General features: G+C 62.8%; 14 protein-coding genes. 5 read left to right on the top strand and 9 right to left on the bottom strand.

Translation table 11 applies throughout. From position 1 onward, the window contains the following. Positions 1 to 21 precede the first annotated feature (21 nt). Positions 22 to 1,494 carry a betaine-aldehyde dehydrogenase gene (gene betB / locus BGP85_RS27620; RefSeq protein WP_103446047.1) on the bottom strand — a complete coding sequence of 491 codons (1,473 nt, stop codon included), beginning with the start codon at positions 1,492 to 1,494 and terminating at the stop codon, positions 22 to 24. Positions 1,495 to 1,531: 37 nt separating this feature from the next. After that, entirely contained in the window at positions 1,532 to 2,188 is a 657-nt protein-coding gene (gene betI, locus BGP85_RS27615) for a transcriptional regulator BetI (RefSeq protein WP_060509844.1), read from the bottom strand. Positions 2,189 to 2,722: 534 nt separating this feature from the next. On the opposite strand from betI, the gene BGP85_RS27610 reads away from it, so the two are divergent. Then, the gene (locus BGP85_RS27610; protein ID WP_258035837.1) at positions 2,723 to 4,669 is read left to right on the top strand and encodes a BCCT family transporter; all 1,947 of its coding nucleotides are present in this window, start codon (positions 2,723 to 2,725) and stop codon (positions 4,667 to 4,669) included. Positions 4,670 to 4,763: 94 nt separating this feature from the next. Here BGP85_RS27610 and BGP85_RS27605 read toward each other — a convergent pair whose 3' ends face one another. From BGP85_RS27605 to gpmI, 4 genes are all read right to left on the bottom strand, one after another. Then, positions 4,764 to 5,531 (bottom strand): divergent polysaccharide deacetylase family protein, encoded by a 768-nt coding sequence (locus BGP85_RS27605; RefSeq protein ID WP_103446045.1) that lies wholly within the window; start codon positions 5,529 to 5,531, stop codon positions 4,764 to 4,766. An 8-nt stretch (positions 5,532 to 5,539) separates the two neighbouring features. Then, entirely contained in the window at positions 5,540 to 6,877 is a 1,338-nt protein-coding gene (locus BGP85_RS27600) for a S41 family peptidase (protein ID WP_103446044.1), read from the bottom strand. Positions 6,878 to 6,956: 79 nt separating this feature from the next. Next, on the bottom strand, positions 6,957 to 8,252 hold the full coding sequence (locus BGP85_RS27595; protein ID WP_103446043.1) for a murein hydrolase activator EnvC family protein: 1,296 nt from the start codon (positions 8,250 to 8,252) through the stop codon (positions 6,957 to 6,959). A 141-nt stretch (positions 8,253 to 8,393) separates the two neighbouring features. Further along, entirely contained in the window at positions 8,394 to 9,929 is a 1,536-nt protein-coding gene (gpmI, locus tag BGP85_RS27590; protein WP_103446042.1) for a 2,3-bisphosphoglycerate-independent phosphoglycerate mutase, read from the bottom strand. A gap of 206 nt (positions 9,930 to 10,135) precedes the next feature. Between gpmI and BGP85_RS27585 the strand changes: the two genes are divergently transcribed. From BGP85_RS27585 to secB, 3 genes are read left to right on the top strand one after another with little or no spacing between them, the layout of a single operon-like run. After that, a complete protein-coding gene (locus BGP85_RS27585; protein WP_103446041.1) occupies positions 10,136 to 10,549 on the top strand; it encodes a rhodanese-like domain-containing protein in 414 nt (137 codons plus the stop codon). A gap of 1 nt (position 10,550) precedes the next feature. After that, complete coding sequence (grxC, locus tag BGP85_RS27580; RefSeq protein WP_003249204.1) at positions 10,551 to 10,805, top strand: glutaredoxin 3; 255 nt, start codon at positions 10,551 to 10,553, stop codon at positions 10,803 to 10,805. Between the two features lie 40 nt (positions 10,806 to 10,845). Then, positions 10,846 to 11,331: a protein-export chaperone SecB gene (gene secB / locus BGP85_RS27575; RefSeq protein ID WP_103446040.1), complete on the top strand. Its 486-nt coding sequence runs from the start codon at positions 10,846 to 10,848 to the stop codon at positions 11,329 to 11,331. 74 nt (positions 11,332 to 11,405) lie between these two features. Here secB and trmL read toward each other — a convergent pair whose 3' ends face one another. Beyond that, the gene (trmL, locus tag BGP85_RS27570) at positions 11,406 to 11,867 is read right to left on the bottom strand and encodes a tRNA (uridine(34)/cytosine(34)/5-carboxymethylaminomethyluridine(34)-2'-O)-methyltransferase TrmL (protein WP_054884254.1); all 462 of its coding nucleotides are present in this window, start codon (positions 11,865 to 11,867) and stop codon (positions 11,406 to 11,408) included. Between trmL and BGP85_RS27565 the strand changes: the two genes are divergently transcribed. After that, complete coding sequence (locus BGP85_RS27565; protein WP_103446039.1) at positions 11,866 to 12,303, top strand: hypothetical protein; 438 nt, start codon at positions 11,866 to 11,868, stop codon at positions 12,301 to 12,303. The genes trmL and BGP85_RS27565 overlap by 2 nt on opposite strands. Before the next feature lie 358 nt (positions 12,304 to 12,661). Here the strand turns inward: BGP85_RS27565 and ntrC are convergent, their stop codons facing one another. Then, positions 12,662 to 14,098: a nitrogen regulation protein NR(I) gene (gene ntrC, locus BGP85_RS27560; RefSeq protein WP_060484298.1), complete on the bottom strand. Its 1,437-nt coding sequence runs from the start codon at positions 14,096 to 14,098 to the stop codon at positions 12,662 to 12,664. Continuing rightward, entirely contained in the window at positions 14,095 to 15,180 is a 1,086-nt protein-coding gene (gene glnL / locus BGP85_RS27555) for a nitrogen regulation protein NR(II) (RefSeq protein ID WP_103446038.1), read from the bottom strand. Before glnL ends, ntrC begins: the two co-directional genes overlap by 4 nt. Between the last annotated feature and the right edge of the window lie 15 nt (positions 15,181 to 15,195).

Below are 15,195 nucleotides of genomic sequence, written 5' to 3'. Positions count from 1 at the left end.
CGGGCGTGGCTGGACTGGGCCTTAGAAGACCGAGTTGTAGCCGCCCAGCTCGACCTGGACCGACTTGATGCGAGTGTATTGAGCCAGCGAGCTGACGCCGTTCTCACGGCCGACACCCGACTGCTTGTAGCCGCCAACCGGCATTTCGGCTGGCGATTCGCCCCAGGCGTTGATCCAGCAGATACCGGCTTCCAGCTGGTGGATGATACGGTGGGCGCGGGAGATGTCGTTGGTGCAGACACCGGCGGCCAGGCCGTAGTCGGTGTCGTTGGCACGGCGGATGACTTCTTCTTCGGTTTCGTAGGTGAGGATGCTCATCACCGGGCCGAAGATCTCTTCCTTGACGATGGTCATGTCGTCGCTGCAGTCGGTGAACACGGTCGGGGCCACGAAGGCACCGTTGGCGAAATCACCGGCAGTCAGGCGCTCGCCGCCGCACAGTACGCGGGCACCTTCTTCCTTGCCTTTGGCGATGTAGCCGAGCACGCTTTCCATGTGCTGGAAGCTGACCAGCGGGCCGAAGTTGGTGTTCTCGTCTTCCGGGTTGCCAACGCGGATGCGGGCAACGCGCTCGGCGATCTTGGCTTCGAAGGCTGCCTTCATTTCAGCCGGGATGAACACGCGGGTGCCGTTGGTGCAGACCTGGCCGGAGCTGTAGAAGTTGGCCATCATGGCGATGTCGGCGGCCTTGTCCAGGTCGGCGTCGGCGCAGATGATCAGTGGCGACTTGCCGCCCAGCTCCATGGTGACTTCCTTGAGCGACGAGCTCGAGGCGCTGGCCATGACCTTCTTGCCGGTGGTGGTGCCGCCGGTGAAGGAGACTTTCTCGATGCGTGGGTGCTCGGTCAGCCAAGTGCCGACTTCGCGGCCGCTGCCGGTCAGGACGTTGAACACGCCATTCGGCAGGCCGGCTTCGGTGTAGATCTCGGCCAGTTTCAGGGTGGTCAGCGAAGTGACTTCCGACGGCTTGAAGATCATCGCGTTGCCAGCGGCCAGGGCTGGGGCGGATTTCCACAGGGCGATCTGGATCGGGTAGTTCCACGCGCCGATACCGACGGTCACGCCCAGCGGCTCGCGGCGGGTGTAGACGAAGGACGATTCGCGCAGCGGGATCTGCTCGCCTTCGATGGCCGGTACCAGGCCGGCGTAGTACTCCAGCACGTCGGCGCCGGTGACGATGTCGACGTAGCGGGTTTCCGAGTACGACTTGCCGGTGTCCAGGGTTTCCAGCATGGCCAGTTCATCGTTGCGCTCGCGCAGGATGTCGACGGCGCGACGCAGGATGCGCGAACGCTGCATGGCGGTCATCGCGGCCCAGATTTTCTGGCCGCGCTCGGCGCTTTCCACGGCTTTCTCGACGTCGGCCTCGGTGGCACGTTGCACGTGGGCGAGGACTTCGCCGGTAGCCGGGTTGATGGCTTCGAAGGTGGCATCGCTGCCAGCGTCGACGTAAGCACCATCAATGTAGAGTTTTTGCGTTCCGAAACGGGCCATAGTGTCCTCGCAAGTGCAGTGTGTGGTTGGCTGCGCGTCACGCTCCTGCCGGGTGGGCAAGGGCCGTGCGTGCTTGATCAGCGGCCTGGTCGTTGGTGTCCAGGGTGTGCTGTTTAGCCAGTTGTAGATCCATGTATTCGTATGCAATCCGTATCGCCTGGTCGGTGTCGAATGCATCTCCCGACAGGGCACCACGCAGCCACAGGCCGTCGATCAGGGCCGCCAGGCCGCGGGCGGCCTTGCGCGCATGGTAGAGCGGCAGGGCGCGGCGGAACTGGCAGCACAGGTTGGAATACAGGCGGTGATCGTTGATCCGCTGCAACCTGTGCAAATCAGGCTGGTGCATGCTGGAAGCCCAGAAGGCCAACCAGGTTTTCATTGCCGGGCCGTTCACCTGGCTGGCATCGAAGTTGCCCTCGATGATCACTTTCAGGTGGGCGCGCGGGCTGTCGTCCGTCAGGGCCTGGCGACGTGCTCTAACGCCTTCGTTGAGCATGTTCATGATGTAACCCATCGTCGCTGCGATCAGGCCGTTCTTGTCCCGAAAGTAGTGACTGATGATGCCGTTCGACACACCGGCCAAACGGGCAATCAGCGCAATGCTGGCGTCACCCAGTCCGACCTGATCGACCGCCTGTAACGTGGCTTCGATCAACTGCTGGCGGCGGATGGGTTGCATACCGACCTTGGGCATCTTGCTATCTCCTCAGGCCTGCGAGCAGACGACAGGCGGCTGACTCGGCGAAGGCCAGTCTATTTTGTTTTGATTGAACGTTCAATCAATAAAGAATAAGCTCTGCGACAATTTGTGCCATTGACAGCTTTGCAGGCCGTCGAGAAGGCACCGATTGACACCCCAGGAAATCGCGTAACCCCCGGAATACAAGGCGTTGACGGGCATGAGCGATGCGAGATGCAGATTCTGCCGTACGGTCACTGGCCCTGCGGCAGGCCCTTGGAGCGGGCGGGGTGATCTGTGACGAATGCGCGCACCTCCCATGAGGCGTGGCATTTTTCAGCAGGCCACCTGTCTGTTTTTTTGCAACGTATCGATTCGGGATCACGGTTTCCAGGGTGCTTTTATAACACCTGATGCAGTGGCGGAATTCCACCAATTGCTCGGGAAAGACTGATTAGCCTCCAAAGCCGTACTGCCCGGAGCATTCGTGCAATGAGTTCTGCCTCACTTACCAAGCCCCCCGCCGAGAGGGTACGGGTCAACCGCGTGGTGTTCTTCACCTCCGCGCTGATGATCCTCGTTCTGACTGCCTTGTTGATCGCTGTACCCGAAACCGCCGGCCAGGTGCTGGGCGTGGCCCAGAAATGGCTGACGCGCACCTTCGGCTGGTACTACATGCTGGTGATCGGCGGCTACCTGCTGTTCGTCATCTACCTGGCGTTTTCCGACTACGGCAAGCTCAAGCTTGGCGGCAAGGACGACCAGCCTGACTTCAGCTACGGCGCCTGGGCCGGCATGCTGTTCTCCTCCGGTATCGGCATTTCGCTGCTGTACTTCGGCGCGTCCGAGCCGCTGGACCACTACTTCAACCCACCGGAAGGCACCTCTGCCAGCCTCGACGCTGCGCGCCAGGGCCTGCAACTGACCTTCCTGCACTGGGGCCTGCATGGCTGGGCGATCTACGCCCTGGTCGGCCTGGCCGTGGGTTACTTCGCCTACCGCCACAACCAGCCGCTGGCACTGCGTTCGGCGCTGTACCCGCTGGTGGGTGAGCGCTGGGTCAAAGGCGCTGCGGGCAATGCCGTGGACATCTTCGGCATGTTCGTCACCCTGCTGGGCCTGGTGACCAACCTGGGCATTGGTTCGATGCAGGTGTCCTCCGGCCTGGAATACCTGTTCGGCATGGACCACAGCAAGACCAACCTGCTGGTGGTAATTCTGGTGATGGCCGGTGTGGCCACCGTAGCGGCGGTATCGGGTGTAGAGAACGGCATTCGTCGCCTGTCCAACCTGAATATCATGCTGTTCAGTGGCCTGCTGATCTTCGTCCTGTTGGGCGGCGAAACCCTGCACCTGCTCAACGGCTTTGTGCAGAACATCGGTGACTACCTCAACGGCATCGTGCTGAAGACCTTCGACCTCTATGTATACGAAGGCGAAGCCGGCAAGTCCGAGCGCTGGTTGGGCCTGTGGACCGTGTTCTACTGGGCCTGGTGGATCTCCTGGGGCCCATTCGTCGGCATGTTCATTGCCCGTATCTCCAAGGGCCGTACCGTGCGCCAGCTGGTCAGCGGCGTGCTGCTGATCCCACTGGGCTTCACTCTGGCCTGGCTGTCGATCTTCGGCAACACCGCACTGGACCTGGTGATCAACCAGGGCGCCGTGGAGCTGGGCAAGACGGCCCTTGAACAGCCGTCGATGTCGATCTACCAGCTGCTGGAGTACTTCCCGGCGGCCAAGATCGTGATTGGTGTGGCGGTGTTCGTCGGCTTCGTGCTGTTCCTTACCCCGGCCGACTCCGGCGCGGTGATGATGGCCAACCTGTCGTGCAAAGGCGGCAAGGTCGACGAAGACGCCCCGCACTGGATGGTGGTGTTCTGGTCGGTGGTCATTACCCTGGTTACCATCGGCCTGCTGTTCGCCGGTAACTTCGAGGCCATGCAGACCATGGTGGTGCTGGCGGGCCTGCCGTTCTCGGTGGTGCTGGTGCTGTTCATGTTCGGCCTGTACAAGGCCATGAAGCAGGACGTGGCAGTCGAGCAGGAGCGTGCCGAGCTGGCTGCCCGTGGCCGCCGCGGCTTCACCGAGCGCCTGAGCCAGCTGGACCTGCAGCCGACCCAGGCCGTGGTGCAGCGCTTCATGGACAAGCAAGTCAGCCCGGCGCTCAAGGAAGCCGCCGCGCAGCTGCAGACCCTGGGCTTCGAGGTGGAAACCCGCGTTGGTCAGTCGCGCAACATGATGGGCCTGCGGGTGATGATGGACGAGGGTAACCCGTTCGTTTACGAAGTGAGCCTGGACGGCTACATGGCTGCGCCGAGTGAAGCGCCGGTGGAAGGTGAGCCGGAAGTACGCCAGCGCTTCTACCGTGCCGAGGTGTACCTGCACGATGGCAGCCAGGAGTACGACCTGATGGGCTTTGCGCCGGAGCAGATCGTGCGTGATGTGCTGGATCAGTTCGAAAGCCACCGGCAGTTGCTGGGCCGTGTGTATAGCTGATCGGCCTTGAGGCAAACAAAAAACCCGCTCACATGAGCGGGTTTTTTTTGTCGTCCCAGAAGGACATCACAGGTGTTGAGGGCTATGTTGCGCTTTATCGATTGGTGTAGCGCCCGTTCTTGCCATGCCCCGGCATCGCCAGGTTGCTGCGCACGGCAATCATCTGCCTGAGCGGGATCAGCTCGATGCCCTGGCTCTTGAGCCGTGGCAGCTCGCGCTCCAGCACTTCCAGTGTCTGTGGATAAGGGTGACCGATCAGCACCGCCGAGCCCTGCTTGCGCGCCAGGGCGATGCCCTGCTGCAACTGTCCGGTGATTGCTTCGGTGGTGCGCACGTCATCGAGGAACACATCCCGCGACACATGCGCCAGCCCCTGGGCTTGGGCCTCGGCCGCAGCGACCGTGGCCGCGCTGGTGCGGCTGTCGACGAAGAACAGGTGCCGGCGTTGCAGCTCACCCATCAACCAGGCCATCGGCTCACGCTGGGCGGTCATGCGGCTACCCATGTGGTTGTTGATGCCAGCGGCATACGGCACCTTGGCCAAGGCAGCGTCCAGGCGTCGCGCCAGCTCTTCGATCGGGATGCCGGGGTGCCAGGCATAGGGCCCGGTTGCCGGGTCCATGGGCATGTGCAGAATCACCGTCTTGCCGGCCTTGTGGGCCTGGCGGGCGAAGTCGGTGGCATGCGGGGTATCGGGCATGATCGCCATGGTGACCGGCCCGGGCAGGACCAGTGTTCGGCTGTCGCGATCGGCGCTTTGGCCCAGGTCATCGATGATGATGCTCAGGTAGGCCTTGCCGGCCGGCGCCGCTTGCGCGACGCCGGCCATCAGGCAGAGCAACAGAGACAGCAGAAAACGCATGGGGTGGATCAGTCGCCCTTGGTGATGTTCAGGCCCTTGAGCAGGCTCAGGGCCTGGCTCAGCTGGTAGTCACCGTCCTGCGGGCGCTCCTGGCGCTTGCTGCTGCTGCCGGTCGGTCGGTCAGCGCCGCCGTTGCCGTTGCCCAGGTGGCCCTGCAGGTCGGCTTCCTTGAAGGTGTCGTTGTCGCTGGCATCGGCGGTCAGCTTGGCCGGGCGCACTTCGATGTCGGGGACTATGCCCTGGGCCTGGATCGAGCGGCCGTTGGGGGTGTAGTACAGCGCGGTGGTGAGCTTCAGCGCACGGTCGTTGGCCAGTGGCAGCACGGTCTGTACCGAGCCCTTGCCGAAGCTGTCGGTGCCCATCAGCACGCCACGTTTCTGGTCCTGCAGGGCGCCAGCGACGATCTCCGAGGCCGAGGCACTGCCACCGTTGATCAACACCACCAGCGGCACGCCTTCGCTGGCGTCGGCCGGGTCGGCATAGAAGCGCAGCTCGGAGTTGGCGATGCGGCCCTTGGTGTAGACGATCAGGCCCTTGGTCAGGAAGTGGTCGGCGACTTCCACTGCCGACTGCAGAACGCCACCGGGGTTGTTGCGCAGGTCGAGGATCACCCCGCGCAGCTTCTTGCCGTTGTCCTTGCGCAGCTTGGCCAGGGCCTTGCCCACTTCGTCACCGGTCTTGACCTGGAACTGGGTGATGCGAATGTAGCCATAGCCGCTCTCCAGCAGTTGGCTCTTCACACTCTTGACCTGGATCACCGCACGGGCAAGGGTCACGTCGAACGGATTGCCGCCGTCGCGTACCAGGGTCAGGGTAATCTTCTCGCCAATCTTGCCGCGCATCTTGTCGACCGCTTCGGTCATGGTCTGGCCACGGGTGGGTGCGCCGTTGATCTTGACGATCAGGTCACCGGCCTGCACGCCGGCACGCGAGGCCGGGGTGTCGTCGATCGGCGACACTACCTTGATATTGCCGTCCTCCTGGCCCACTTCGATGCCGAGGCCGCCGAATTCACCGCTGGTGCTTTCCTGCAGCTCCTGGAAATCCTCAGGGCCGAGGTAGGCCGAGTGTGGGTCAAGGTTGCTGAGCATGCCCTTGATGGCGTTTTCCAGCAGGGTCTTGTCGTCCACGGGTTCGACGTAGGCAGCCTTGATGCGGTCCATGACCTCGGCAAAGGTGCGCAGCTCTTCCAGCGGCAGTGGCGCCTTGGCGGTCACCTCGGTGGCTGGCACTGCAGCAGTCTTGGCTGGCGAGGCCTTCGCCGGCTCCGCGGCGCTGGCCAGGGGCGCACCGATCGCCAAGGCGATGGTCAGGGCCAGCTGGGTGAGGCGAGGCGAGTGCAGCATGTCGAACGAACTCCTGATCCTGTAAGCGCTCCCTGCGGAGCATCGGCGCAGCGCCTGGCGCCATGCCGTATGTAATGTGTCAGCCGCGGCACCACTGCGAAGGGTCGGTCGGCCGGCCCTGCTGGCGGATGGCGAAGTACAAACCTGCGCTGTCCTGGCCACCGCTGTCGCCAACGGTGGAGATGGCTTCGCCGGCCTTGACGATGTCGCCGGCGCTCTTGAGCAGGCTCTGGTTGTGGCCGTACAGGCTCAGGTAACCATTACCATGGTCGAGAATGACCAGAAGTCCAGCGCCACGCAACCAGTCGGCAAACACTACGCGCCCGCCGTGCACCGCACGTACCTGGGTGCCGGGGCTGGCGCTGATCATCACCCCGTCCCACTTGGCCCGGGCATCGCTGCCGCGGGCATCACCGAAGCGTGCCAGCAATCGACCATTGACCGGCCAAGGAAGTTTTCCCCGTGCCGCAGAAAATGCACCGCCGTAGCTGGCGCCATCACTGGAAACCAGCGGGCCGAGGGTGGTGCGGGCCTTTTTCGGCGGCTCGGCATCTTCCTTGTCCGCGCGGGCGGCCAGCGCCTCCTGCTGGCGGCGTTTCTCGGCTTCCTGCTGGGCGAGCAGGGCTTTCTTGCGCGCTTCTTCGGCTTCGCGGGCCTGGCGGGCCAGGGTTTCCTCGATGGTCTTGAGCACTTTGGCCAGGTCGGCCTGGTCCTGTTGGCGGGCCTGCAGCTTCTGGTCGCCGTCTTTCACGTCGCTGTTGAGCTTGGCCAGTACCTGCTGGCGCTTGCCGCGCTCGGCGTCCAGCGCCTGGCGGCGGGTGTCGAGGTCAGCGCGCTGGGCCAGCAGTTGTTCCTGCTCGCGGGAAATGTTCTGTTCGACACCGGCCAGCTGGCGCAGGGTCTCGTTGAATGCCTTGAGCTGCTCAAGGCGCGCTTTGCTCAGGTAGTCGTAATAGGACAGGGTGCGAGCGAATTTCTCTGGGTTCTGCTGGTTGAGCAGCAGCTTGAGGTACTCCTCGCGGCCGTTGTTCTGGTAGGCCGAACGGGCCTGAATGGCGATCAGCCGTTGTTGTTCAACGCGGGCGCTCTGGAGTTTTTTTTTCTCGGTATCAAGGCGCTCCAGCTCGCCCTCGGTCTTTTTTAGTTCTTGTTGCAGGGCCTCCACCTGCTTCTCCAGATTACCGATGTCGGTTTCAGTGGCCTTGAGGTCTTTTTGCACGCCGGCCTTTTCTTCCTGGAGCTTGCCCAGCGTCTTCTTGAGCTCGGCAATGTCCTGGCGGGTGGCGTCCAGTTGCTGCTGGGTCTGTGCGCGCTCATCGGCAAAGGCCGGGCTGAGCAGGCAGGACAGGGCTAAAGGGATCAGGGCGCGTAGCATGGGGTTTGGCGTACCAAGGATGGAGACTGGCCTAGTATGCCCGTGCGGGCAGGCAAAAAAAACGCCTCACTGCGGGGGCAGCGGGGCGTTTGTCCGGAATTCATGTGCAAAGGGGCTGCAAGGCGGCCCCGGCACACCGAATCAGGCGTCGACCAGGATCGAAGTACCGGTCATTTCTGCCGGCTTTTCCAGGCCCAGCAGTTTCAGCATGGTCGGTGCCACGTCCGCCAGTACACCGCCTTCGCGGACTTGTACCTTGCGCTTGCCGACATAGATGAACGGTACCGGCTCGCTGGTGTGCGCAGTGTGCGCCTGGCCGGTGCACGCGTCTTCCATCTGCTCGACGTTGCCGTGGTCGGCGGTGATCAGTGCTTCGCCGTCGACCTTCTCTAGCGCCTCGACGATGCGTCCGACACAGGTATCCAGTGCTTCGACTGCTTTTACCGCAGCCTCGAACACGCCGGTGTGGCCGACCATGTCGCCGTTGGCGTAGTTGACCACGATCACGTCAAAACGCTGCTGCTCGATGGCCTCGACGATGCGGTCGGTCACTTCAGGGGCGTTCATCTCGGGCTGCAAGTCGTAGGTGGCGACCTTTGGTGACGGGATCAGGATGCGCTCTTCGCCTTCAAACGGCTCTTCGCGGCCGCCGGAGAAGAAGAATGTGACGTGCGCATACTTTTCGGTTTCGGCGATGCGCAGCTGGGTCTTGCCGTTCTTTGCCAGGTACTCGCCCAGTACGTTGTTCAGGCTGGACGGAGCGTAGGCTGCCGGCGCGGCGATTTTTGCCGAGTACTGGGTCAGGCCGATGTAGGCCGCCATCTTAGGCAGGCGAGCACGCGGGAATTCATTGAAGTCCGGTTCGACGAAGGCGCGCGACAGCTCGCGGGCGCGGTCGGCGCGGAAGTTCATGAAGATCACGGCGTCGCCGTCTTCGACCTTGACCGCCTCGCCAATGCGCGTGGCCTTGACGAATTCGTCGTTCTCCTCGCGGGCGTAGGCTGCTTCCAGGCCTGCCAGCGCAGTGTCGGCGGTGTAGTCGGCAACGCTGTCGACGATCAGGTTGTAGGCAGCGCTGACGCGGTCCCAGCGGTTGTCGCGGTCCATCGCGAAGTAGCGGCCGATCAGGCTGGCGATGCGGCCCTTGCCGAGCTTGGCGAAGGTCGCGTCGAGCAGCTCGATCGACGATTGGGCGCTGCGTGGCGGGGTGTCACGGCCATCGAGGAAAGCGTGCAGGTAGATTTTCTCGGCCCCGCGCTGCGCGGCCAGTTCGGCCATGGCTACCAGATGGTCCTGGTGGCTGTGCACGCCACCGTCGGACAGCAGGCCGAGGATGTGCACGGCTTTGCCGGCGCCTGCGGCCTTGTCCACCGCGCCGGTAAGCACCGGGTTCTGAAAGAACTCGCCATCGCGGATGGCCTTGGTCACCCGGGTGAAGTCCTGGTAGACGACGCGCCCGGCGCCGAGGTTCATGTGACCGACTTCGGAGTTGCCCATCTGCCCGTCCGGCAGGCCGACATCCATCCCTGATCCGGAAATCAGACCATGCGGCTGGGTAGCGCGCAGGCGGTCATAGACCGGTGTGTTGGCGGCATAGATGGCATTGTATTCGGGGCTTTCGCTGTGGCCGAATCCATCCAGGATGATCAGGACCAGGGGTTTGGGCGTACTCGTCATCAATCAAACTCACGGTTGTTCAAAGATGATAAAGACACGCATTTTAGGGCAAATGCGCCAGCAACGGCGAATAATCGTCCTGTCGCCCGACCAGCGCGGGCAACCCGGTAACATGAAGGTACCTTTACCGCCGACCCTTCGGGCTTTGGTGGTACTGGGGGGCTGTGTATACTGGCCGGCATTTTCAATCGCCTGGAACACCGCTGATGGTTGCTCACCTGATTCAATTCGCGACAGATCACTACATCCTGGTGGCGATCTTCGTGGTTCTGCTGGTTGCACTGCTCGTCAATGAACTGCGCCGTGGCGGCCAGAGCCTGAGCAACGGCCAACTGACCGCGCTGGTCAATGCCGACAAGGCACTGGTCATCGACATTCGTCCTTCCAAGGAATACTCCGTCGGCCACATCGTCGGTGCGCTGAATATCCCGCAGGACAAGATCGCCAACCGCATGGCCGAGCTCGAGAAGCACAAAGAAAAGACCCTGATCGTCGTCGACGCGATGGGCCAGCAGTCCGGCGCGGTCTGCGGTGAGCTGATCAAAGCCGGTTTCACTGCCGCCAAACTGAGCGGTGGCGTTTCCAGCTGGAAAGCCGATAACCTGCCCCTGGTGAAGTGATATGAAGCCCGTCATCGTCTATTCCAGCGACTACTGCCCCTACTGCATGCGCGCCAAGTACCTGCTCGAGAGCAAGGGCGTGGCCTTCGAGGAGATCAAGGTCGATGGTAAGCCGCAGGTTCGCGCCGAGATGAGCCAGAAGGCCGGCCGTACTTCGGTGCCGCAGATCTGGATCGGCAGCACCCACGTCGGTGGATGCGATGACCTCTATGCCCTGGAGCGCGCCGGCAAGCTCGACGCGCTGCTGGCGGCCTGATTTGCACTGCATTCAAAAACATTAGGATTAAGGATCTGCCATGACTGACCAACAGACCAACGGCGCTGCTGCAGAAGACAACAGCCCTCAGTTCTCCATGCAGCGCATCTACGTGCGTGACCTGTCGTTCGAAGCCCCGAAAAGCCCGCAGATTTTCCGTCAGACCTGGGAGCCGAGCGTTGCCCTGGACCTGAACACCAAGCAGAAGGCCCTGGAAGGCGACTTCCACGAAGTGGTACTGACCCTGTCGGTGACCGTCAAGAACGGCGACGAAGTGGCCTTCATCGCTGAAGTTCAGCAGGCTGGCATCTTCCTGATCAAGAACCTCGACGCATCTTCGATGAGCCACACCCTCGGCGCGTTCTGCCCGAACATCCTGTTCCCGTACGCCCGTGAAACCCTGGACAGCCTGGTGACCCGTGGTTCGTTCCCGGCCCTGATGCTGTCGCCGGTCAACTTCGATGCCCTGTACGCGCAAGAGCTGCAGCGCATGCAGGAAGCTGGCGAAACGCCAACCGTGCAGTAATTCTGCCGGTAGCAAAAAAGCGCCTCTCGGGGCGCTTTTTTGTTGCCTGAATCGGCCTCTTCGCGGGCTACAGATCAGCTCCCGGCAAACCCGTTCTGCCGCCAGGCTTCATACACCGTTACCGCCACGGTATTGGACAGGTTCAGGCTGCGACACCCTGGCCGCATCGGCAGGCGCAGGCGTTGCTCGGCCGGCAGGCTGTCCAGCACTTCGGCCGGCAGGCCGCGGCTCTCTGGCCCGAACAGGAACGCATCGCCGGGCTGATAAGCCACTTCATGGAACGGGTGCGAGCCCTTGGTGGTGAAGGCGAACAGCCGTGGATTGCCCAGGCTTTCCAGGCATCCGGCCAGGCTTTCATGGCGCTTGAGCGTGGCATACTCGTGGTAATCCAGCCCCGCACGGCGCAGGCGCTTGTCGTCCAGTTCGAAGCTGATCGGCTCGATCAGGTGCAGGGCGCAACCGCTGTTAGCACAAAGGCGGATGATGTTGCCGGTATTCGGCGGAATTTCTGGTTGAAAAAGGATGACGTGAAACATGCACGGCTCCAAACGTGAAGATGACGAGCATTCTACCCCCGAACCCGACCTGCGTTCGAAGGCCTGGCCGCGCATGCTGCTTTCCCTGGCGCTGTTCGGTGTGTTGGTGGGCCTTATGATAGGCCGCCTGACGGCCCCGGATGAGCATGTGCTGGAGCAGGTCGAGGTGGTGCAGGATGGCCTGGACCTGTGGTTCAACGAAGAGCCCAAGCTGCATGGCGAAAATGTCGAAGGTACCGTGGCGCTGTTGTTCGAGGCCGAGGGCAAGGCGCAGCGTGGTCAGCTAGACCTGCAAGGCAAGCCGGTCGGTTGGCGTTTGCAGAAGAGCGACAAGGGACTGTTGCTGACGGTGATTGCCGCGCGTCCCCTGCACGGCGAATGGGCCGGTGCAGAGGACGCTGGACGATGGCGGGTGCAGGTGAAACTGCACGAATAAAAGAGGGGATATCTCGGCCTGCCTGTACCAAGGTCCCCAAAAGGGCTTACAGCGAATTAAAGAGGGGATGGCCCGGCCTGCCTGTACCGAGGTCCCCGAAAGCGGCGTTACTGCGAATAAAAAAGGGGTCACCCGGCCTGCCTGTACCAGGGCCCCCGAAACTGGACATGTATTAGCTGTTGCAGGGGGCGTGCCAGTTTTGCAAAGCCCGGAAATACGGGGTTTCAGGGCGATTTGGCCGAGTTTCGAGGGGGTTTGTGCCTTCGTGAGGTGCATCGGGCACAGCATCGGTGCATCGGAGGGCAGAAATGACTGGGGCCGCAAAAGCGGCCCCAGAGGTTTCACGGGTTGACAGGGATCAGTGGTCCTCGCCCTCATCCTCATCCCCGCCATCCACATTCATACCCAGCTCCTTGATCTTGCGAGTCAGGGTATTGCGCCCCCAGCCCAGCAACACCGCGGCATCACGCCGGCGCCCGGCAGTGTGCTTGAGCGCCGTCTCGATCATGATCCGCTCGAAGCTGGGTACCGCACTGTCGAGCAGATTCGATTGCCCACGTGCCAGAGCCTGGTCTGCCCACTGGCGCAGCGCCTGCTCCCAGTTGGTCACCGGTGCAGCGTCCTGCGGCAGGTTCAGCAGCTCCGGCGGCAGGTCGCCGATCAGCACCTCGCGGCTGGAGGCCATCACCGTGATCCAGCGGCAGGTGTTCTCCAGCTGGCGCACGTTGCCTGGCCACGGCAGGTTGCGGATGAACTCTTCGGTTTCCGGCTTGAGCAGCTTCGGCTCGACGGCCAGCTCCTGGGCGGCACGGCCGAGGAAGTGCCGGGCCAGCGCCGGGATGTCCTCGCGGCGATCGGCCAGGCGTGGAATATGAATGCGGATTACGTTGAGGCGGTGGAACAAGTCTTCACGGAACTTGCCGGCCGTCACCAGCGACTCCAGGTTCTGGTGGGTCGCCGCGATGATGCGCACATCGACCTTCACCGGCACGTGGCCGCCAACGCGATAGAACTCGCCATCGGCCAGCACCCGCAGCAGTCGGGTCTGGGTATCGGCGGGCATGTCGCCGATCTCGTCGAGGAACAAGGTACCGCCGTCGGCCTGCTCGAAGCGGCCGCGGCGCAGGTTGGCCGCGCCGGTGAAGGCACCTTTCTCGTGGCCGAACAGCTCCGACTCCATCAGGTCCTTGGGGATGGCCGCCATGTTCAGGGCGATGAACGGCGAGGCGGCACGCGGGCTGTGGCGGTGCAGGGCGTGCGCCACCAGCTCTTTACCGGTACCGGACTCACCGTTGATCAGGACGGTGATGTTGGAATGGCTCAGGCGGCCGATGGCGCGGAACACCTCCTGCATCGCCGGCGCTTCGCCGATGATTTCCGGGGTGCGGGCCAAGGCCTGCGGCACATCGAGGCCTTGCTGTTCCTGGGCGTGCTGATTGGCGCGCTTGACCAGCGACACCGCTTCATCGACGTCGAAGGGTTTGGGCAGGTACTCGAAGGCGCCACCCTGGTAGGACGCCACGGCGCTGTCCAGGTCGGAATGGGCGGTCATGATGATGACCGGCAGGCGCGGATGCTGCTCGCGGATCTGCGCCAGCAGGTCCAGCCCGCTGGCACCGGGCATGCGAATGTCGGAAATGATCACATCCGGCTGCTGGCGGGCCAGGCGGCCCATGACGCCATCGGCGCTGTCGAAGCTCTGGGTGGTCATGCCTTCCTGTTGCAGGGCTTTTTCCAGGACCCAGCGGATGGAGCGATCATCATCGACGATCCATACGGTTTCACTTCGGCTCATGAGGCGGTGGCTCCTTGTTCCAGGGGCAGGAAGATCGAGAAGGCGGTGTGCCCTGCGTGGCTTTCACACTCGATCAGGCCCTGGTGCTGGCTGATGATGTTCTGGGTAATGGCCAGACCGAGCCCGGTACCGTCCGGGCGCCCACTGACCATGGGATAGAAAAGCGTGTCCTGCAGTTCCGCAGGGATGCCCGGGCCGTTGTCGATGATTTCGATACGTGCCGCCAGGCGATGGCGCACGTGGCCGATGGTGAACTGGCGCACGGCGCGGCTGCGCAGGGTAATGCGGCCCAGGCGCAGCTCGTTCTGCGAACTGATCGCCTGCATCGCGTTGCGCACGATGTTCAGGACGGCCTGGATCATCTGCTCGCGATCGATCAACACGTCCGGCAAGCTCGGGTCGTAGTCGCGCACCAAAGTGATGCAGCCCTGGCTTTCGGCCTCAACCAGGCTGCAGACCCGCTCCAGTACTTCATGGATATTGGTCATGGCCAGCGACGGCAGCTTGTTCGAGCCGAGCATACGATCAACCAGATTGCGCAGGCGGTCGGCCTCTTCGATGATCACGTTGGTGTAGTCGCGCAGCCCCTCCTCTGGCAGTTCGCGGGCCAGCAGCTGTGCGGCGCCACGGATGCCGCCGAGCGGGTTCTTGATCTCGTGGGCCAGGCCGCGCACCAGCATCTTGGTGGTTTCCTGCTTGCTCAGCTGGGCCTCTTCCTTGGTGATGCGCAGCAGGCGATCACGCGGGTGCACTTCCAGCAGTAGCAAGGTGTTGCCCTGATGCAGGATGGGTGTCACGGCATAGTCGACGGTGATGGCCTGCCCGGTCAGCGAGGTCAGTTGCGCTTCCCGCTTGGTGAACGGGTGCGCCTGTTCCACGGCCTGGCGCAGCGAGTTGAGCGCCTCGGTCGATTCGGTGAACAGCTCGCTGATGAACTGCCCATGACTGCGCTGGCCGCTGACGGCCAGGAGCATTTCCGCGGCCGGGTTCATGTATTCCAGGCGCAGCTCGGCATTGAGCAGGAGCGTCGCAGTGGTCAGGTTGTCCAGAAGCAGACGGTGCTGTGCATCGCTGATGGTCATAAGGCGTCGTTGACC

Origin of the sequence: Pseudomonas putida, assembly GCF_002906855.1 — a bacterium.
GTDB classification, from domain to species: Bacteria; Pseudomonadota; Gammaproteobacteria; order Pseudomonadales; family Pseudomonadaceae; genus Aquipseudomonas; species Aquipseudomonas putida_N.
This window is presented reverse-complemented; position numbering and strand designations above follow the sequence as displayed.

Excerpts from the sequence above, each read along its gene's own strand:
- betI (WP_060509844.1), bottom strand. The coding sequence starts at position 2,188 with ATGCCCAAGGTCGGTATGCAACCCATCCGCCGCCAGCAGTTGATCGAA.
- ntrC (WP_060484298.1), bottom strand. The coding sequence starts at position 14,098 with ATGAGCCGAAGTGAAACCGTATGGATCGTCGATGATGATCGCTCCATC.
- BGP85_RS27585 (WP_103446041.1), top strand. The coding sequence starts at position 10,136 with ATGGTTGCTCACCTGATTCAATTCGCGACAGATCACTACATCCTGGTG.
- glnL (WP_103446038.1), bottom strand. The coding sequence starts at position 15,180 with ATGACCATCAGCGATGCACAGCACCGTCTGCTTCTGGACAACCTGACC.
- BGP85_RS27605 (WP_103446045.1), bottom strand. The coding sequence starts at position 5,531 with ATGCGTTTTCTGCTGTCTCTGTTGCTCTGCCTGATGGCCGGCGTCGCG.
- betB (WP_103446047.1), bottom strand. The coding sequence starts at position 1,494 with ATGGCCCGTTTCGGAACGCAAAAACTCTACATTGATGGTGCTTACGTC.
- trmL (WP_054884254.1), bottom strand. The coding sequence starts at position 11,867 with ATGTTTCACGTCATCCTTTTTCAACCAGAAATTCCGCCGAATACCGGC.
- BGP85_RS27595 (WP_103446043.1), bottom strand. The coding sequence starts at position 8,252 with ATGCTACGCGCCCTGATCCCTTTAGCCCTGTCCTGCCTGCTCAGCCCG.
- BGP85_RS27600 (WP_103446044.1), bottom strand. The coding sequence starts at position 6,877 with ATGCTGCACTCGCCTCGCCTCACCCAGCTGGCCCTGACCATCGCCTTG.
- grxC (WP_003249204.1), top strand. The coding sequence starts at position 10,551 with ATGAAGCCCGTCATCGTCTATTCCAGCGACTACTGCCCCTACTGCATG.
- gpmI (WP_103446042.1), bottom strand. The coding sequence starts at position 9,929 with ATGACGAGTACGCCCAAACCCCTGGTCCTGATCATCCTGGATGGATTC.
- secB (WP_103446040.1), top strand. The coding sequence starts at position 10,846 with ATGACTGACCAACAGACCAACGGCGCTGCTGCAGAAGACAACAGCCCT.
- BGP85_RS27565 (WP_103446039.1), top strand. The coding sequence starts at position 11,866 with ATGCACGGCTCCAAACGTGAAGATGACGAGCATTCTACCCCCGAACCC.